At 58.6% G+C, this 19,023-nt stretch carries 17 protein-coding genes and 1 tRNA gene; 7 read left to right on the top strand and 11 right to left on the bottom strand.

The genetic code is table 11. The features are described 5' to 3' along the window. Positions 1 to 57: 57 nt before the first annotated feature. The 8 genes from IG617_RS08700 to IG617_RS08665 all read right to left on the bottom strand — a co-directional run bounded on the left by IG617_RS08700 (position 58) and on the right by IG617_RS08665 (position 4,043). Positions 58 to 384 (bottom strand): RebB family R body protein, encoded by a 327-nt coding sequence (locus IG617_RS08700; protein WP_209003592.1) that lies wholly within the window; start codon positions 382 to 384, stop codon positions 58 to 60. A gap of 187 nt (positions 385 to 571) precedes the next feature. Further along, positions 572 to 1,150, bottom strand: coding sequence for a hypothetical protein (locus IG617_RS08695; protein WP_192108830.1), 579 nt, complete (start codon positions 1,148 to 1,150; stop codon positions 572 to 574). Further along, positions 1,107 to 1,556, bottom strand: coding sequence for a hypothetical protein (locus IG617_RS08690; RefSeq protein ID WP_192108829.1), 450 nt, complete (start codon positions 1,554 to 1,556; stop codon positions 1,107 to 1,109). The genes IG617_RS08695 and IG617_RS08690 overlap by 44 nt, the downstream gene beginning before the upstream one ends. A gap of 90 nt (positions 1,557 to 1,646) precedes the next feature. Beyond that, a complete protein-coding gene (locus IG617_RS08685; protein WP_192108828.1) occupies positions 1,647 to 2,006 on the bottom strand; it encodes a hypothetical protein in 360 nt (119 codons plus the stop codon). Positions 2,007 to 2,046: 40 nt separating this feature from the next. Then, a complete protein-coding gene (locus IG617_RS08680; protein WP_192108827.1) occupies positions 2,047 to 2,628 on the bottom strand; it encodes a hypothetical protein in 582 nt (193 codons plus the stop codon). Between the two features lie 33 nt (positions 2,629 to 2,661). Beyond that, the gene (locus IG617_RS08675; RefSeq protein WP_192108826.1) at positions 2,662 to 2,898 is read right to left on the bottom strand and encodes a RebB family R body protein; all 237 of its coding nucleotides are present in this window, start codon (positions 2,896 to 2,898) and stop codon (positions 2,662 to 2,664) included. 109 nt (positions 2,899 to 3,007) lie between these two features. Continuing rightward, a complete protein-coding gene (locus IG617_RS08670) occupies positions 3,008 to 3,619 on the bottom strand; it encodes an RNA polymerase sigma factor (protein ID WP_209008363.1) in 612 nt (203 codons plus the stop codon). 348 nt (positions 3,620 to 3,967) lie between these two features. Further along, positions 3,968 to 4,043, bottom strand: a tRNA-Lys gene (locus IG617_RS08665). A 61-nt stretch (positions 4,044 to 4,104) separates the two neighbouring features. On the opposite strand from IG617_RS08665, the gene IG617_RS08660 reads away from it, so the two are divergent. The 3 genes from IG617_RS08660 to ilvN all read left to right on the top strand — a co-directional run bounded on the left by IG617_RS08660 (position 4,105) and on the right by ilvN (position 7,205). Continuing rightward, on the top strand, positions 4,105 to 4,332 hold the full coding sequence (locus IG617_RS08660) for a hypothetical protein (RefSeq protein WP_192108825.1): 228 nt from the start codon (positions 4,105 to 4,107) through the stop codon (positions 4,330 to 4,332). A 508-nt stretch (positions 4,333 to 4,840) separates the two neighbouring features. Next, positions 4,841 to 6,616, top strand: a complete 1,776-nt coding sequence (locus IG617_RS08655) for an acetolactate synthase 3 large subunit (RefSeq protein WP_192108824.1) — start codon at positions 4,841 to 4,843, stop codon at positions 6,614 to 6,616. Between the two features lie 13 nt (positions 6,617 to 6,629). Beyond that, complete coding sequence (gene ilvN / locus IG617_RS08650) at positions 6,630 to 7,205, top strand: acetolactate synthase small subunit (protein ID WP_192108823.1); 576 nt, start codon at positions 6,630 to 6,632, stop codon at positions 7,203 to 7,205. 229 nt (positions 7,206 to 7,434) lie between these two features. Here ilvN and IG617_RS08645 read toward each other — a convergent pair whose 3' ends face one another. The 3 genes from IG617_RS08645 to IG617_RS08635 all read right to left on the bottom strand — a co-directional run bounded on the left by IG617_RS08645 (position 7,435) and on the right by IG617_RS08635 (position 10,336). Continuing rightward, on the bottom strand, positions 7,435 to 7,893 hold the full coding sequence (locus tag IG617_RS08645; RefSeq protein WP_192108822.1) for a GNAT family N-acetyltransferase: 459 nt from the start codon (positions 7,891 to 7,893) through the stop codon (positions 7,435 to 7,437). A gap of 113 nt (positions 7,894 to 8,006) precedes the next feature. Continuing rightward, positions 8,007 to 9,665: an FAD-binding oxidoreductase gene (locus tag IG617_RS08640; RefSeq protein ID WP_192108821.1), complete on the bottom strand. Its 1,659-nt coding sequence runs from the start codon at positions 9,663 to 9,665 to the stop codon at positions 8,007 to 8,009. 56 nt (positions 9,666 to 9,721) lie between these two features. Next, positions 9,722 to 10,336: a glutathione S-transferase family protein gene (locus tag IG617_RS08635; protein ID WP_338109962.1), complete on the bottom strand. Its 615-nt coding sequence runs from the start codon at positions 10,334 to 10,336 to the stop codon at positions 9,722 to 9,724. Positions 10,337 to 10,510: 174 nt separating this feature from the next. Between IG617_RS08635 and IG617_RS08630 the strand changes: the two genes are divergently transcribed. The 4 genes from IG617_RS08630 (at position 10,511) to IG617_RS08615 (ending at position 19,006) form a co-directional block, all read left to right on the top strand. Continuing rightward, positions 10,511 to 11,407, top strand: a complete 897-nt coding sequence (locus IG617_RS08630; protein ID WP_192108819.1) for a LysR family transcriptional regulator — start codon at positions 10,511 to 10,513, stop codon at positions 11,405 to 11,407. A 405-nt stretch (positions 11,408 to 11,812) separates the two neighbouring features. Next, positions 11,813 to 13,993, top strand: coding sequence for a glutamine synthetase III family protein (locus IG617_RS08625; protein WP_192108818.1), 2,181 nt, complete (start codon positions 11,813 to 11,815; stop codon positions 13,991 to 13,993). A gap of 3,031 nt (positions 13,994 to 17,024) precedes the next feature. Next, positions 17,025 to 17,390 carry a hypothetical protein gene (locus IG617_RS08620; RefSeq protein WP_192108817.1) on the top strand — a complete coding sequence of 122 codons (366 nt, stop codon included), beginning with the start codon at positions 17,025 to 17,027 and terminating at the stop codon, positions 17,388 to 17,390. Positions 17,391 to 17,884: 494 nt separating this feature from the next. Then, positions 17,885 to 19,006, top strand: a complete 1,122-nt coding sequence (locus IG617_RS08615; RefSeq protein WP_209008362.1) for an N-acetyltransferase DgcN family protein — start codon at positions 17,885 to 17,887, stop codon at positions 19,004 to 19,006. The last annotated feature ends 17 nt before the right edge of the window (positions 19,007 to 19,023 follow it).

Raw genomic sequence — 19,023 nt, 5'->3', positions numbered from 1 at the left:
CAAAAAAGGTTCCGTTCCAGAGTCTGGAACGGAACCTGAAGGATGGAGGAAAGCCGCTTATCGCTGCGGATTGCTGAAGGCCTGAAGAACGGCCAGCATGGAACTCAAATTGTCGGACACACCAGTCTGAGCCACCTTTTCGCTGGCCCCAGCCGCCGCGGTCGTGTCGAGGCTGTAGATCTGCATCACGCCCTGGTTCACCGCAGCCTGCGCCAGAATGTTCTGCTGCTGCTGAGCCGACACCGCATTTTCAAACAACACGCCAGTCGAATGCGCCATCGACTGATAAAGCGTGCTCAACGCCATTGCCGGAGACTCGCCCACAACCTTCACGTTGGATTGCGTCACCGCATCCGTGATCATCGGATTTACCAATTCAACCATTGTCCACACTCCTTATGCTGGGCCAGCACCGACGCCGGCTACGGACACCCTCTAGGACGCCAAAGCCAGCAAGGTGTGACAGCCGCAGGAACGAATTATTATCGTGTTATCAAAAAGATAGCCGGCCATTTTTCAATGACCGGCTCCTGGCATGGATCCATGGGTATGGTTTTGAGGCCTTGTGACCTCAACCGCGACCGCCAGTTTTTTCCGTGGGCTGAGCGCCTGAGGCCATCTGACTGCGCAAGACCTCGGACTGCCTTTGCACTTCGCGCGAGATCATCGACTGGATGTTGCTCATGACCGAATTGAGCTGACCGGCAAGTTGGGCGTCGGCCAATCCGAGGACCCCGGCTCTGGGATCTGCCCCGCGGGCCGCTTTTCGCGATGACGCCGCGGTCGCCTCCTTCCCCGACTTCAGAATATCGCTCAGAAGCGACCTGTCTGCCAAAATGGCTTTCAACGCATCATGCTGGTCTGACATGGCCTTGGAGAGCTGGTCTGCCTTCTCGCTGGCATCGGTCAGCACCTTCTCCACCACCTGGATCCCCTGATCGAAAGCCTGTTCGCTTTCTTCCTTTTTCTTCAGGATGTCGCCGGCCAGATCCAGAACACCGGGAAGAGATTGATAGAGGCCTTGGTAGTCCGTCTGAAGGCTGGCTGTCTTGAGGTAGCCCTCCAGAAGCGCTTCAAGAACCTCAGCCGGTTTGGCTGGTGTCTTTCTAGGACCTGCGCCGGGACCGCCCGGTTTCTTCGCTTCGACCATCGCTTGTCTCCTCGATTGTCGTTTCCCTGACGATGTGAGTTTCCGTGTGATTTTCCTTTTGGCCGCCGTCCGGATGGCCGGCAGTTGCACAGCTGCAGGCAGCAGCTGCGCCCGCGCCGCCACAGCATGGACAGCAACCTGAGGCCAGCGCATGCATTGCTGCCGACCTGACATGCGATTGATCGATGTTCCGGCGCTGATCAATCTGGGCAAGCGACGCCTCGGCACCCTGAAGTGTCCCCCGCGCCCAGGACACATGAGAAACGAGTTTGGGATACAGGCAATAGAGAGCCTGCGGGTCGCCACCCGTCTCGCGCGCCTCATTCAGCGCCTCGCTCCAGGTGACCAGAGTGGTCTGCAACACTGTATCGAGGTCCTTGCAGATCAGATCGAGTTCATTTTCCATTTCGGCGGTCTCCTTCAAAATCTCATCCCTGCAGCGGCTCGACCGTTCGCCACGACCTGTCCCGCCCCGGCCGCATCTTGCGCACATGCGTCAGGTCCCCTCATCGTCGGCACCCGGCTTGCCTCGGGCACTCGTCGCACCAACGTCTTTCGCACCGTCCGGAGAGGTTTCACCAGGAGCTTTGCGGCGTCCGAGAACTTGCGACAGGGCCGACAGGATCTCCTCCTGCTCGTCATCCCGCAGCGTGTTGAACGCCTCGAGCAGGCTCTTGGGATCATTGCCCCTGCCAGAGCCATCACCTGATCCATCTCCAGAGCCATCACTTGAACCACCGCCGCCAGCGTCGCTTCCTCCGGATCCAGCACCCCCGCCCTCCTGGTCGCCCTGACCTGAGGCCCAGACTGCCCCCCCTGTCAGGCCGTTGTTTTCAACATGCAGCAGATCGCCCATGACATACCCTTTCCCGCTTCCAGCCGCCTCGCGCTGCGGTCTAACCCGATTTCAAATCCCCGATGACGGTTTTCGCTGATGTTCCAGCTGCCGTGCTGACGGAGCCATAGACCCCAACAGCCTGCGTCACCATGTTCTGGATTTCCGCAAGCAACGGAATTTCCTTCAAGGCCGCGACCGGCTCAGGTCCCTCGGCTGCCTTCTTGATCGCAACCGCCTGGGCAGCAACCGCAATCTGCATGATCGCATTCATGTAGTTTTTTGCGTCCTGAACGGCGAGGCCAGTGGTCGTGCTGACCATGATATCCGGCGGCGTCGCCACGAGCTCGCTCGCGTAGTTGCTGTTTTCCGTATTCGCGAACTGAACAGCCTGGACGACCTGACTGTTCAAGGCCGAAACGTCCGGCGTAGGTGATTTCGAAGAAGGCGGCTTTGGAGGCGCGCCGGGTTTTGAGTTCGGATTGCTGCCCAACATCATGTCCTCCCCCCTGTTGCCTTTTCCGGGCCCCGAGTTGTCCGGCCGCAGTGTACCATCCTTGTCACGGGTCAATGTCAGGTTGTCCTCCTGCGGCGCGTTTGCGTCGTCGGGACCATGTTTTCCGAACCAGCCATCCAGCCACATAACCAAACTCCCTACAGTCGCCGATACCAATCGTTACTTTATCGAAGGCTCGCCAATATCCATGATCAGCTGACACGCCTTGGACACCACCGCCGTCGTGATCTGGTTCATCGCCTGCTGGCTGTGAACCGCATTCTGAACCGACAGGCCCGCCGCGTGGCTCGCCACCTGGTAGAGGCTCGCGATGGCTTGCGCCGGAGCCTCGGCGACCACCTTCACATTGGTTTGCGTTACCGCGTCGGTTACTTGGGCATTCACACTGTCGACCATGTTTGTTTCCCATCAGGCTCGGGTTCGCAGCTTCCCCGGGTCGCAAGCCAATCAACCGTTCATCGGCCAATCGCACCGCACCTTGCAATTCCCTGTTTGTTAAGACGCATCAGCTGGACACTTGTGAAACGTCTTTTCCTGAAATCCTGTCTTCTGGATCGATTTCCTCATCCAGAACGCTGCGCAAATGCCCGCGCAAGTGCTGAACCCTCTTGCGCGCAAGCGGTTCTGAAATGGACAGGTGACGGGCGATTTCGCGGTAGCTGCACTCTTCGCAAAACCGCATCCTGAAAATATCCCGAAAGTCGGGCGTCAAGCCGTCGACCGCCTTCAGCACCTTGCGGAGAGCGTCCTGATGGCGCAGCTGGTTTTCCTGGTCCGGCTGCCGGTCTGCCAGCCCATGCGTGTGATCCTGATAGACATCCGCCTGGAAATCACGCACCTGCCGCTCCGAATTCTGACGGCGCAGACGGCTGATATATTCGTTTTTCATGGCGAACAGCAAAAACGCCCGCGGCTCGCGCACTTCCGTATCGTGTCGCTCCACGTGGCTGACCGCCTTGACCAGGGTCGAAGACAGAAGATCTTCCGCTTCCTCGCGATTGCCACGCGTCAACCTCAGGGCTCGCCTGCGCAAAACCAGACCATCCTCGATCCAGCTCATCCAGATCCCCGCAGAGGGCAAGGCGGGCCCGTCATTCACATCTTCGGAATCTGGCACGAACTCACCCTCCAATTCATCTTAAGGTTGCATTTCTTTCCAGCCAAAGACGCTAGGAAATTATGCGTGTGAATTAATTCTTGGATTTGGCCGGCTGACCCATCCGGTGCGGCACATGTCGCGTTTCATTGATCAAGACAGAACAGCTGCAACAGCATGCCGCGCCCAGCGGCTACCAACACCACAACCTTAGATACAATTAAAAAGGGAATATCAAATCTACGCAACCTATTTCTTCTTCAGGTTGTATTCTCACTCAAATGCTAGCGCAAATTCGCAGACTTATGACATTGAGCGCATCAACGCATTCAAAGACGACACGACAAAGAAACTGGGAGAAGAGAGAAATGGTGGGTGCACGGGGATTCGAACCCAGGACCGGCTGATTAAGAGTCAGCTGCTCTACCAACTGAGCTATACACCCACATCCGCCATCGACGGATCGATCGTTCGCGCCGCAGCGCGTCGATGGGCGGTGTATATCGATGCGCGATATTCTACGCAAGCAGAAATGTGAAATATTTGTCTCAGGCCTGCGAAGGCCGATCTATGTCCCGGCCACCTTGTCGACGCCTGCGCGCAAGGCCCCCTATGCAGGGGCTGTCGATCAGATCATCGACGCCTATAACAAGACAGAGGGCGCGACTTACGCCGAGCCCAATTTCACCGTTTCCATCGATCCTCAGACCAACGTCGAGGGTGCGAGCGAGTGAAGCCCGTTGATCTGGCGGAAAGCAAGATTCAGAAAGCAACGGCGCACTCAACGAAACAAATGAAATTTTGCCCTTGACCCTGCTGCAGCGGCTGACTAGGGTGCACCGCATCACGAACGGGGCTTGTCCCGTTTGTGTTGTTGGAAGCTTCAAGCCCGCTCGAAATCCTGTTGTGAGTGGCTTAAAGGTTCCAAAATGTATCGAAACGGGCTGAGGATCGGCGCAGGTCGCGGATCTTCGAAGGATAGAGGGCAGACAGTCTGATGACGTCTCTCATTCTAGTGGTAGGAAGGCGCGCCGCCGGAACGGAGTAATCCGTTCGGAACAGGTTGGCGCGCATCTAAGGTCCCTCGGGGCCTTTTTTTGTGTCTCCCCGTCCCGAACCTCACTCTCTGTTGACCGGTCCCTTGGAAAGGCGCAAACCCACCATCCCTGCTCGATGCGAGCCAAGAAAGAACACAGACGAGCCAAGCCCCTGAAGCTCAGGGCCAATGCGAGGAAAGCAAGAATGACACGGGAGATGACCGGCGCCGAAATGGTGATCCAGGCGTTGAAGGACCAGGGCGTCGACACGGTTTTCGGCTACCCGGGTGGCGCAGTGCTTCCCATCTACGACGAGATCATTCAGCAGGAAGGCCTCGAGCACATTCTTGTGCGTCATGAACAGGGCGCAGGCCACGCCGCCGAAGGCTATGCCCGCTCGACCGGAAAGCCGGGCGTTGCCCTGGTGACATCCGGGCCCGGCGCGACCAACATGGTCACCGCGCTGACCGACGCCATGCTCGACAGCATCCCGCTTGTCTGTCTGACCGGCCAGGTTCCGACCCACCTGATTGGCAATGACGCCTTTCAGGAATGCGACACCGTCGGCATCACGCGCCCCTGCACCAAGCATAACTGGCTGGTCCGCGACGTCGACGATCTGGCCCGTGTCCTCCATGAGGCCTTTTATGTCGCGACCTCGGGCCGTCCGGGACCGGTCGTCGTTGATATTCCCAAGGACGTTCAGTTCGCCACCGGCACCTATCAGGGCCCGACGAGCAACCCGTCCGCAAGCCACAAGAGCTACCGGCCGCAGGTCAAGGGCGATGCCCAGGCAATCCGCATCGCGGCAGACCTCATGTCCAAGGCCAAGAAGCCCGTGCTCTACACCGGCGGCGGCGTGATCAACTCGGGCCCGCAGGCCTGCCAGTTGCTGCGCGAATTGGTTCAGCTCACCGGCTTCCCGATCACCTCGACCCTGATGGGTCTGGGCGCCTATCCCGCGTCCGGCGACAACTGGCTCGGCATGCTGGGCATGCACGGCACCTATGAAGCCAACATGGTCATGCATGATTGCGATGTCATGGTCTGTGTCGGCGCGCGGTTCGACGACCGCATCACCGGCCGCATCGACGCTTTTGCGCCGAACGCCACGAAAATCCACATCGACATCGACCCCTCCTCGATCAACAAGACCGTCAAGGTCGACCTGCCGATCATTGGCGACGTCGGCCATGTTCTGGAGGATCTGGTACGCATCTGGCGCTCGTCCTCCCTGAAGGCGGATCCGGCAGCCATGAAGGACTGGTGGAAGCAGATCGATGTCTGGCGTGCCCGCAATTCGCTGGCCTACCGGCCGAACGAAGACATCATCATGCCGCAGTACGCCATCCAGCGGCTGTATGAGCTGACCAAGGACCGCGAGACCTACATCTCCACCGAAGTCGGCCAGCACCAGATGTGGGCGGCGCAGTTCTACGGCTTCGAAGAGCCGAACCGCTGGCTGACCTCCGGCGGTCTCGGCACCATGGGCTATGGCCTTCCTGCCGCGATCGGCGCGCAGGTCGCGCACCGCGACGCCTTGTGCGTCGACATTGCCGGGGATGCCTCGATCCTGATGAACATTCAGGAAATGTCGACGGCCGTTCAGTTCGGCCTGCCGGTCAAGGTCTTCATCCTGAACAACCAGTACATGGGCATGGTCCGTCAGTGGCAGCAGCTGCTGCACGGCAACCGTCTGTCCCATTCCTACACCGACAGCCTGCCTGATTTCGTCAAGCTGGCCGAGGCCTATGGCGGTGTCGGCTTCCGGGTCGAAAAGCCCGGTGATCTGGACGGCGCGATCGAGGAAATGATCTCCATCGACAAGCCGGTCCTGTTCGACTGCCGCGTGGCCAACCTTGCCAACTGCTTTCCGATGATCCCCTCCGGCAAGGCCCACAACGAAATGCTGTTGCCCGATGAAGCCAACGACGAAGCGGTGGCCAATGCCATCAGCTCCGAAGGCAAGGCCCTGGTTTAAGGACGGTCCGAACATGAACGCACAAAACAATCCGAGCGCGCTTTCTGCCTATTTCATGGCCGAGGTCAGCGACAAGAACGAAACCCACACCCTCTCGGTGCTGGTCGACAACGAACCGGGCGTGCTCGCACGCGTCATCGGCCTGTTCTCCGGCCGGGGCTACAACATCGACAGCCTGACCGTGTCGGAAACCGAGCACGAAAAGCATCTGTCGCGCATCACCATCGTCACCACCGGCACACCCATGGTGATCGAGCAGATCCGGCACCAGCTGGATCGCCTCGTTCCCGTTCACCGGGTGACAGACCTGACCGTGGAAGCGCAGCTTGCCAGTCAGGACAAGCCGCTGGAACGCGAGCTTGCACTGGTCAAGGTGGCAGGCACCGGTGAAAAGCGCCTGGAAGCCTTGCGCCTGGGCGACGCATTCCGGGCAACCGTGATCGACGCAACGACCGAGCATTTCGTCTTCGAGATCACCGGTCGCACGTCCAAGATCGAACAGTTCATCTCGATCATGAAACCCCTCGGCCTTGTCGAGGTTTCCCGCACCGGCGTCGCTGCCGTTCAACGCGGTCCTGAAGGGCTTTAAGGCCGGACGCTCACAACAACGTCGCCGTCCCGGGCTCGACCCGGGACCTTCCCCCCTCATGAGTCAGGCCCCGGATCAAGTCCGGGGCGGCAAAAACACCCTCTTCCATTGCATCGGCCTGACGCGGGCCCGTCGCTGGACATTGCGGCGGGCTTTTGGTGGCTTGATGTGCCCTGCTTTACACTCTGGAGAAGCTGCTCCGCAGTTCTGCCGGATTTGCAGCCGTTCGTCAGATGCGCTTTTCGAAGTAGACACGATGAAATCCGTCTTCGGTTTTTCGGTCTGTCTCCCGGTATCCGAGACGCGGATAGATCGTCAAATTCGCGGACATTTTCTCGTTGGTGTAAAGCTTGACCGATCCTGCCCCTGATGACTTTGCCGTCCGCTCGCACAGTGCAATCAAGCTCTTTCCAATGCCGCGTCCGGTCGCGTCCGAGCGAACAGCCACATTTTCAAGCAAGACGTGGTCACCCTCACGAAAGAAGATAATAAATCCGATGACATCGGCCGGGCCTTCAACCGCGACATGCACACATCCCGCCGTGATCAGGGACGCGAAGTCCGCGACCATGGGCGCCGGTTTTTTCCCGATCGCCTCCACATATTGTTCATAGGCGTCCTCGGCACAGGCTCGAACGGCCGCTTCATCCGCCGCCTGTGCCTGTCTGATGTCGTAGTCTTTGCTCATCACTTACCCCGATCTGGCAACCGGAGGACACTAACGCAGTCCTGCGGAAAAATCAGATTCGGGCTCAAAGCAGGCTGTGGCGCCGCAACACATTGGTCGAACCGAAGGCCACCTCATCCGGTCGGTCCGAAGGTTTCGAAGTGTATGTTCGAAGCCGGGACACCCAGCTCCTCCAATCCGCCTCGAAGATCAGCCATGAACCGACTTGGGCCGCAGAGCAGGTAATCGGCATTTGCGCCCTGGTTCAACGCGATCAGCTGCGCAGCCTTCACTCGCCCTTTGACGTCATAGTCGCGGCCTGCAACATCGCCTCCGCCCGGCTGACTGTAGAAAATCTTCTGCCGAATGTTCTGGTTGCCGGCCACAAGGGCGTCGACCTCATCTTGGAACGCGTGCTCCCGCCCGTTTCGGGCTACATGCACGTACCAGCCGGTTCTGCACCCCGCCGCCAATTCATGAAGCATGGACAGCATCGGTGTGAGACCGACACCAGCACTGACCAGAACCACAGGCCCATCCCCTGCCGGTAGGGTGAAAGCACCCGACGGTGCCCGTGCCTCGATCACATCCCCTTCGTGAAGATGATCATGCAGGAAACGAGAGACCAGTCCGTGCTCTTCGCGTTTGATGCTGAGCCGGTAATGCGAGCCGTCCGAGGCTGCACCGGACAGCGAATAGCTGCGTCCCGACATCCCGGTCTGACCGGGGATCTGCACGGTGACGGGAAGATGCTGCCCGGCCAGAAACGGATCGAGCGGACGCCCATTCGCGGCCCCGAGATAGAAGGACGTGATGCCCGATGTCTCGGCCGTCTTGCGCACCAGACGCAGCTTTCGCGACAGATCGTCAAGCCTCTCCCACCGCAAGCTCAATGCCCCCGGCCTGTCGACCACCGCCTCAATCTCGACGGTGATCATCCGCCTGGCGTCCGGGTTTACTGACCCATCTGGCGACCAGTCGACGCTCGCGCGGCCCGACAGATGCAGGAGCCCACCGGTTTCGAAGTCGATGAAGAGCAGCCCGACGCGCGGATCGGACACAAGGTTTCCGATCGTGTTGAAGAAGTTGTTGCCCGGGTAGTCGGGGATTTGAACCTGCACCGGGCTCACCACCTGGACAAATCCGGCTGGCCCACCCCGGTGGGAGGCATCATAGCCGTTGGCGGCATCCCCCTGCGCGCCTCCCTGCTCACACCCCTGCGCAGCGTGATGTCCAGAGCCGATAAACAGCGTGTCCGCCGCGCGAATACGAGCGATCTGCCGGTCGCTCAGCTGGTTTGAGTGCACAGGCTCCTGATGCGCTGCGCCGCGAACCCGCGTCCAATTGCGCTCATGGATATACTGGGGGCAGTTGCCGAAGGTTTGGCGGATGTCGATGCCATAGCCGTCTTTCACCGGATGCAAGTGTCCGCTGAAGCGGTTACGGCGGCGGCTGGCCAATTCGATGCCGACCAAGCCGATGTCGCCGCCTTCTTCAAACCGGCCCGCCAGCGGATCAGTTGGATCCATACCGGTTTTCAATATCAGCCTACGCGGGTCGGGGGAGCGAACAAAGCCATCTTCCCCTTCGACCACACTGACCCAGGTACGCCCTGCAGTGTCACCGCTTGCGACAACGAGAAACGGCAAGGACGCATGGAAGTCCCGGTGTTGCTCGGGCAGATAATCGCGCACAAAACCGCCCGCCCATTGCGCCACATCTCCCACGCCCGCGCGCCGCTGGGCGGCACGCTCACCTGCGTGAAAGGGATTTCGCTCTGCCAGCTTCGTCATTGCGGTTGTCCTTGAGAATGCTGCCGGGGCAGAGAGGCCCCGGCGCCTGTTTCCCTTCAAGCCAGTTCCGGGATTGGAGACGCCGCCATGGCAACGAAATTCGGCTGTGCCTCGACACGTGCCAGCCAGGCGCGAATGGCCGGATACGGGGCAAGATCAACGCCGCCTTCGGGCGCATGTGCGATGTAGCTGTAGCCGGCGACATCCGCGATGGTGATTTCCTCGGTGGCCAACCAGCGGCGCCCTTCGAGATGCGGTTCCATCACCTGAAAGAGGTCATGCGCGCTCTTCACGGCAGCGGCATGATCACGGGGCACCCCGAAGAGCTTCACCAACCGGGCAGAAGCAGGTCCGGAATAGATGTTGTCCGCTGCGATCGTCAGCCAGCGCTGCACCTCGGCTGCAGCTTTCGCCTCGTCCGGCAACCAGGTCGAGCCCGCGGCGTAGGTCTTCACAAGGTAGGTCAGGATCGCGTTGCTATCGGCCAGCGTGTAGCCGCCATCGTCGATCGCGGGCACCTTGCCGAAAGGACTGATTTTCAGAAACTCCGGAGCCTTGTGCGCCCCATTTGCCATATCCAGATCGATGGTCTCATAGGGCAAGCCCAGGAAGGCGAGCATCAGCTCGACCCGGTGGCAGTGGCCGGACTTTGGATTGCGGTAAAGCTTTATGGCAGTGGTCATTGACTGGATCCTTCTTTGCTAAGGCGTCAGAGCGCGAAGAGGGATACATCTCCGAACGCTGCTGACTTGCCTCTGCCTCAGAAGTAACTTGTTTCAAAAATCGAATTAATATAGCCATTTCAAAATATACTGTTTCGCCAGATGATAATAATGAGCTGCCCGATGGACCGACTGCAAAGCCTTGAGGTCTTTATCGCTGTCGCCGAGGCCGAGAGCTTTTCGGCAGGTGCCCGTCGGGTGGGCCTGAGCGCACCGTCAGCCACACGGGGGATCAACGCGCTGGAAGACCGTCTGGGCGCAAGGTTGTTTACCCGCACCACGAGGCGTGTGCGCCTGACCGATGTCGGCAAGACCTACCTGGAGGACGCCCGCCACATCCTTGCCCAGCTCCAGGCCGCCGACGATGCGGCCGCGGGCGCTGCATCAAACCCAGTTGGCGTGCTCCGGCTGACCTGCCCGAATGAGTTCGGACGGATCTATGTCGCGCCCGTGCTGACGGATTTTCTCGACACCTACTCGGATGTCTCGGCCGATGTCGTCATGGTCGACAGGGTCGTCAACATGGTCGAGGAAGGCTTCGACATTGCCGTCCGGATCGGGCCTTTGCCCTCATCGGGACTGGTGGCGGTCCGGGTCGGACAGGTTCGCCGGATGGTCTGCGCAACACCGGACTATTTCAAACGCAACGGCCTGCCAAAGACCCCTGCTGATCTGGTCCAGCACCAAATTGTAGCAGCCGCGCCCGTCAGCCCCTTTGTCGATTGGCGCTTCGGCAAGGACCAGTCAGAGACCGTACGGCTCACGCCCCGCCTGCGGGTCAGCAGTGTCGCGGCTGCCATTTCCGTTGCCCGGCAAGGCTGGGGGCTGACAAGGGTCCTGTCCTACCAGATCGGCACGGATCTTCAGGACGGAACGCTCCAACCTATTCTGGAAGAGCATGAACCGGAACCGCTACCGATCCATCTGGTCCATCTCGAAGGCAGACGCGCGCCCGCAAAGGTTCGGACCTTCATCGATTTCGCCAGGCAACGCCTGCGTGCCGTCTCCGTCCTGAACTGATCGCCAGGCCGTGGCTCGGGCGGGTCGCCAGCAAGCGCTCGCGACACTCAGAACTAATGGCGGAGATGCGGACAAGGCGACCATCGTTCCAATAGACGAGTTTGCTGAGCCGCTCATTGGTCATTCCCCAAAAGGGCCGCTCAACCCGGCAGCAGGCTCAAATAGCGGCTGCCAATTGCCTAGGAATGCGCCAGATGACCTTAGATGGCGCAATTGATCAGCCGACCGCGACGAATAGAGCGTCCCGCTACGGGTCGAAGCGTCCACAAAACGGCCACATATCGTGAATTTTCCCGAAGCTTCTCCCGCATAGTGAATGTGGCATCCATTTTGCCACGCATAGCTTCAAGAGCTCGAGGCGCGCTTTGGTTCGTCCGGCCCTAAAGTGTTAAAAAGGATATTCATATGAGCGGAAACGCAGCACGATTGAACGCCATTCATTCCATCGCCACCGCGCCTGGCTATGAGTCAACCATTGACTATGCAGGCAGCCCAACCAGCAGTGTCTGGGGCGAGAATGTATTTTCCCTCAATGAAATGGCGCAGCGTCTGCCCAAAGCCATCTTTAAATCGCTGAAGAACACAATCACTTCAGGCGAGCCTTTGGATATCTCGACCGCCGACGCGGTTGCCGAAGCAATGAAGACCTGGGCCCTTTCCAAGGGTGCTACGCACTACGCGCATGTCTTTTATCCCCTGACCGGTCTGACAGCTGAAAAGCATGACTCATTCTTTGATCCGGACGGTGACGGCGGAACGATAGCCACTTTCTCCGGGACGGCATTGATCCAGGGTGAGCCAGACGGTTCATCCTTCCCCAACGGTGGTATTCGCCAAACATTCGAAGCTCGCGGCTACACGATCTGGGATGTCACCAGCCCGGCCTACATCATCGAGAACCCGAACGGCACCACCTTGTGCATTCCAACGGCTTTCGTGTCGTGGACGGGTGAAGCGCTGGACAAAAAGACCCCGGTTCTGCGGTCCATGCAGGCGCTCAACGAACAGACCCAGCGTGTTCTGAAGTTCTTCGGGACCGACGGACCGTTCGTATCGGCGACAGCAGGTGCCGAGCAGGAGTATTTCCTGGTCGATAACAACTTCTTCTACGCACGCCCTGATCTTTTGGCTTGCGGTCGCACCCTGTTCGGCGCGCCCCCGCCCAAGGGACAGGAGTTTGATGACCACTATTTCGGAGCCATCCCGGAACGCGTTCAGTCCTTCATGTTTGAAGTCGAGCGCGAGTGCTTCAAACTGGGCATTCCGACCAAGACCCGCCACAACGAAGTGGCTCCTGGGCAGTTTGAGATTGCGCCGGTGTATGAATACGCCAACATTGCCACTGACCATCAGCAGATGATCATGACGATCTTGAAGAAAGTGGCGAACAAGTACGGCCTGGCCTGCCTGATGCACGAAAAGCCGTTCGCAGGCGTCAATGGCTCGGGCAAGCACGTCAACTTCTCGATGGGCTCCTCCAAGGCCGGCAACCTGTTTGATCCAGGCGACACACCTGCGGAAAATGCGCAGTTCCTCGTGTTCTGCACCGCCATGATCAGCGCGGTTTACAAGCACGCCAAACTGCTTCGCGCCGTGGTGGCATCGGCCTCCAACGATCACCGTTTGGGTGCCAATGAAGCACCGCCCGCCATCTTGTCCATCTTCCTGGGCGACGAGCTGAATGACGTGTTTGAGGCAATTGTCAGCGGTGGCTCTGTTTCTGCCAAGAAAGCCACGCTCAACCTGGGTGTGGACGTTATTCCAACCATTCCAAAGCACTCAGGCGACCGTAACCGGACAAGCCCGATGGCCTTCACCGGCAACCGTTTTGAGTTCCGGGCAGTCGGCTCATACCAGTCGATCGCCGGCCCAATGGTTGCCATGAACGCGATCATGACAGAGGCGCTCGCCGAGGCGGCTACCTATCTGGAAGGGGCGGATACCAGCTCACCGGAGAAACTCGGCACCGCTGTAGAGGGTTACATCAAGACGGTTTGGGCGGAATGCTCAACTGTTGTGTTCAACGGTGACGGTTACTCTGACGAGTGGCACGCAGAGGCTGAAAGCCGCGGCCTGCCGAACCTCAAAACGACCGCCGACGCACTGCCGGTTCTGCTGGAGCCCAAATACACTGAACTGTTCGGCAAATACGGCATCTTGTCGGAGCGCGAGCTGCACTCACGTTATGAGGTGTATGCCGAGCAATACATCGCATCGGTCAACGTTGAATCCAATCTCGTCGTTGAGATCGCCAAAACGGTCGTGTTCCCTGCAGCCATCCGCTATCAGGGGGAATTGGCCCTGAGCCTGGCCAACCTCAAGGCTGTGGGCATTGAGGCTGATTCCGAAACGCTCAAGAAAATCACGGCGCTGATCGCAGATCTGCAGTCCGGCATTGCTGACCTGGAAGCGTTAAAGGCAGCCGAACACAGTCAGGGTGATGTGGCTGCACATACCCTGTTCATCAAAGACGAGGTGTTGCGTCAGATGCTTGCTGTTCGCGCTACCGTTGACGAACTCGAAAGCATGGTTGCCGACGACCTCTGGCCGCTTCCGACCTTCCAGGAAATGCTCTACATCAAGTAGACGCCTATTTACCTGGTAAATGATGAGAGCATGAGCCTGGCACCCCATGAATCGGGTGTCAGGGTCATTTTTTGCTCTGATCGGGTCGGGGGAAGCGTCCTGCGCTGATAAAGTCGACGCTTCACGATGTGCCAAATGCGCGCGCCCGGTTTGGCTCTTTTCGGGCGTACACCGCAGAGCACTGGTCGAACGGAAGGTCACCTCATCCGGTTGGTCCGAAGGTTTCGAGGTGTATGTTCGAAGCTGGGACACCCAGGTCCTCCAATCCGGTGCGAAGATCAGCCACGAACCGACTTGGGCCGCAGAGCAGGTCGCCGCCGTCCCGGGCTCGACCCGGGACCTTCCCCCCTTATGTGTCAGGCCCCGGATCAGGTCCGGGGCGGCAAAGACACCCTCCCCCTTTGCAATAGCCTGACGCGGGGGCCTGTCGCTGGACATTGCGGCAGGCTTTTGCACCCGCCTCACCTCCTCGTCATCCCGGACGCAGCAAAGCGAAGATCCGGGATCGGAGAGCCGAAGCCTTCGTGAAGCGGAATGCCGAGGCCAACATCCCCCAAGCCGTGCGTCCTTGGACACCCCGGGGGCTCACCGGTCCCGGCTCGCGCTGCACTTGGCCGGGATGACGACGGTGGGGTTTGCTCCTTTTCGGCGGTCTGAGCCAAGAGACGTCGGTGCGAGGGGCTTCTTGTGGCTTGATCTGCGCTGCGTTACACCCCGAGAAGCCGCTCGGCAGTTCTGCGCGCTTGGTTAGAAAGCTCAACGCGTCTCGGTCTGATCTGCAAACCTGCCGATCGTCACGCGCTGATCGAAAGCCCTGAATGGGCGGGCCGCCAGCAAGCGCGGTGCTGAGGGGTTTTCATCGCCGGACGCTCACAACAACGTCGCCGTCCCGGGCTCGACCCGGGACCGCCCCCCCCCCTCATGAGTCAGGCCCCGGATCAGGTCCGGGGCGGCAAAGACAGCGTTTGCCTTTGCATGAACCTGACGCGGGGCCCTGTCGCTGGACATTGCGGCAGGCTTTTTGCACCCGTCTCACCTCCTCGTCATCCCGGACGCAGCAAAGCAAAGATCCGGGATCGGAGAGCCGAAGCCCTCGTGAAGCGGTGTGCTGAGGTCAACATCCTCTAAGCCGTGCGTCCTAGGACACGCCGGGGGCTCACCGGTCCCGGCTCGCGCTGCGCTTGGCCGGGATGACGACGGTGGGGTTTGCCCCTTTTCGACGGTCTGAGCCAAGAGACGTCGGTGCGAGGGGCTTTGTGTGACTTGATCTGCGCTGCCTTGCACACCGTAGGGGCCGCTCGGCAGTTCTGCGCGCTTGGTTAGAAAGCTCATCGCTTCTCGGTCTGATCTGCAAACCTGCCGATCATCGCAAGCTGATCGAAAGCCCTGAATGGGCGGGTCGCCAGCAAGCGCGGTCCTAAGGGGTTTAACCGCCGGACGCTCACAACCACGCCGCCGTCCCGGGCTCGACCCGGGACCTTCCCCCCTCATGAGTCAGGCCCCGGATCAAGTCCGGGGCGGCAAAGACAGCGTTTCCCTTAGTGCCTGACGCTGGGGCCTGTCGCCGGAAACTGCGGCGGGCTTTTTGCACCCGCCTCACCTCCTCGTCATCCCGGACGCAGCAAAGCGAAGATCCGGGATCGGAGGGCAGAAGCCTTCGTGAAGCAAGATCCTGAGGCCAACATCCCCGAGACGCGCGTCCTTGGACACCCCGGGGCTCACCGATCCCGGCTCGCGCTGAACTTGGCCGGGATGACGATGATGCGGTTTACCCCTTTTCGGCCGTCCGAGCCAAGAGACGTCGGCGCGAGGGGCTTTTGTGACTTGATCTGCGCTGCTTTGCACCCCGAGAAGCCGCTCGGCAGTTATGCGCGCTTGGTTCGGAAGCTCATCGCGTCTCGGTCTGATCTGCAAACCTGCCGTTCGCCGCAAGCTGTTCTAAAGCCCTGAATGGGCGGGTCGCCAGCAAGCGTGGTGCTGAGGGGTTTTCATCGGCGATCGCTCGCAACAACGCCGCTGTCCCGGGCTCGAACCGGGACCTTCCCCCCTCATGAGTCAGGCCCCGGATCAGGTCCGGGGCGGCAAGGACAGCGTTTCCCTTAGTGCCTGACGCTGGGGCCTGTCGCCGGAAACTGCGGCGGGCTTTTTGCACCCGCCTCACCTCCTCGTCATCCCGGACGCAGCAAAGCGAAGATCCGGGATCGGAGAGCCGAAGCCTTCTTCAAGCAGGATCCTGAGGCCAACATCCCCCAAGCCGTACGTCCCAGGACACCCCGGGGGCTCACCGACCCCGGCTCGCGCTGCACTCGGCCAGCATGACGACGGTGGGGTTTGCCCCTTTCGGCAGTCCGGGCCGAGAGAAGTCGGTGCGAGGGGCTTTTTGTGACTTGTTCTGCGCTGCCTTGCACCCTGTAGGGGCTGCTAGGCAGTTATGCGCGCTTGGTTAGGAAGCTCATCGCTTCTCGGTCTGATCTGCAATCCTGCCGTTCGTCGCAAACTGATTGAATGCCCTGAATGAGCGGAGAATGGGCTTTCGCTGCAGTCAATAAGAATGACCACAACGGGTCTGAGGCAGAAAATACGGCAACCTGGATTGCATCGCGGGTCAAGTCAGGTTGATAGATGAGCGCGGGCCCGGATGCGGGATGCATAATTTGCCCTGGCTTGGTCGGGCAGTTGATATCTTCCGAACGCTAACCGCTCGTGACGAGATCAAGCATGCCAGCCAACTTCCAGCCAAATATAATTTTATTTATATTTTTTTAAAACGAATAAAAACAAGTATTTTATCAAAAAAAATAGACATATGATAATATTTATAAAGATTGTGTAGATAATTTATTTAAAAAAAGCTCCCTCACTAATAAATATAACCAAAATAAATAAATAGACATAGTCGAATTTATCGGATATTGTATTTTTCGAAAATCAAAATAAATCCAAATATTCTTCAAATTAGAACGATTCAGCCGACTGCTAATCTTGGCGCCGGTTTTCCCGTTTCGGCGACAGTCGAGCGAAAGGATAATTCATGCAATTTCCATCCTCACTTCAAGGGGAGTCTCTAACCCGTCTTCTGCAAGGAGCGGCTTTAGGCGCTGGCCTCGCAATAACTGTTGGTTTCAGCTGGGGTGGTTGGGTATTAGGCGGCACGGCTGCACAACAGACTGCTGATGGTGCAAAGAACGCAGTCATTGCGGTATTGGCGCCGATCTGCGCAGACAAGTTCCAGTCAGCAAATGATGCTGCCAGCAATCTGGAAAGCCTCAAGAAAGAATCCACTTATAAGCAAGTCAACTTTATCGAAGAGGGTGGCTGGGCAATTTTACCCGGTAACGAAAAGTCGGGATCAGGCGTCGCAAAAGCCTGCGCTGAGATCCTCAACGATTTGAATTAGTCGACAAGGCAACCAACAGGGCGGCGACCACGCTTCCCAGAAAATAACGAAGACAATGCCCGTGAAGAGAACTTTTCGGGCTCAAGATGGCGTCCACTTCGACGCAAACACTCTACAGAACTCTCCCAAGGCAATTTTGAAGCGGCACTCAAAGCTGCTTCGACACGGTGCCAAGGGGAGACAAAGCAGCAGCCCTATCCATATCGCACGCACCTTCGCAACGCCTGCAGCAGGCGCCAAGGCTGAAGGTTGGCTTGTGCAATCTTGCACTATCGAAAGCCTTCTCGAGCAGAGCGCATTCAGGAAAGTGGAAGCCGAATTCTCAGTTTGAATAAGCGTCAAAACAATATGTCAGGGGGTGTCACGTGGTTCAACGACCACGAGGCGCGCTCTAACTGTCCGCCCAAGGAGCTACAATGTCTACTATTCCATTTACTGGACCAGAAGTTGCCAGCGAAATCATTCACCTCCCCGTCGTCAAGACGACTGCAGCAATGCCGAACAATGTGCTTCCTGTGCTAAAGGAAGACGCTGCCGCGACTGCAATTGTCTATTGCGAAGCGAACTTCGGCTTGCTTGATGGAAAGACGGCCAACGGCCTGGTGCGGCACTCCGAAAAATACCAAATCCTTTCAGTCATCGACAGCAAGAAAGCCGGTCTCGATGCTGGCGCTGTGCTTGACGAAAAACCTAATGCAATCCCGATATTTAGCGATCTGGACGATGCCCTGGACCACAGCGAGCGCATGCCCGACTATTTCATTTATGGAATGGCCCCGGCAACAGGCGTGCTGTCGAAGTTTGATCGTGCGATCGTCCTCGACGCAATCAGCCGGGGCATGAATATCGTCAACGGGCTGCATGAATTTCTCAATGACGATCCGGAATTTGCCGCAGCCTGCAAAGCGGCAAACGTAGAGATCCTCGACATTCGTAAGCCGCGGGCCAAAAACGACCTACGCCTGTTCAGCGGTCGCATCAATGACCTCACTTGCCCTCGCATTGCAGTGCTCGGCACTGATTGTGCCATTGGCAAGCGCACCACAGCGAGCGTCCTGACCCGTGCACTTGTCGAGCATGGCATCAAGGCAGTGATGGTCACCACTGGCCAGACCGGAAAAATCCAGGGTTCACGCTACGGTGTCGCACTCGACGCAGTGCCTTCGCAATTTTGCTGCGGCGAGCTGGAAGCCACCATCATTGAAGCCTGTGAGGGCGAAAACCCAGACGTGATCATTATCGAAGGGCAAGGAGCCTTAAGCCACCCTGCGTTTTGCACCTCGGCGTTCATCCTGCGGGGCAGCGTCCCGGACGGTGTCATTTTGCAGCATGCGCCGCGCAGAGCGCATCGATGCGACTTCGAAAAAATGAAGATGCCCTCCCCCCGATCCGAGATCGACCTCATAGAGGCTTTTGCCGACACAAGGGTCATAGGTCTTACGATCAATCATGAAGACATGTCTGACATGGACGTGAGCAACGCGATCACCGCATATCAAGCTAAACTCGGCATTCCGGTGACGGATGCCCTGACCCGTCCAACCGAACATCTGCTGGACATGGTCTTGTCATCGTTCCCAGAACTTGAAAGAAAGCAAATTGCGGCTGCCCAGTGACAGCACCACGGTTGGTA

It is taken from the genome of Roseibium polysiphoniae, assembly GCF_014842925.1.
Taxonomy (GTDB): Bacteria; Pseudomonadota; Alphaproteobacteria; order Rhizobiales; family Stappiaceae; genus Roseibium; species Roseibium polysiphoniae.
This window is presented reverse-complemented; position numbering and strand designations above follow the sequence as displayed.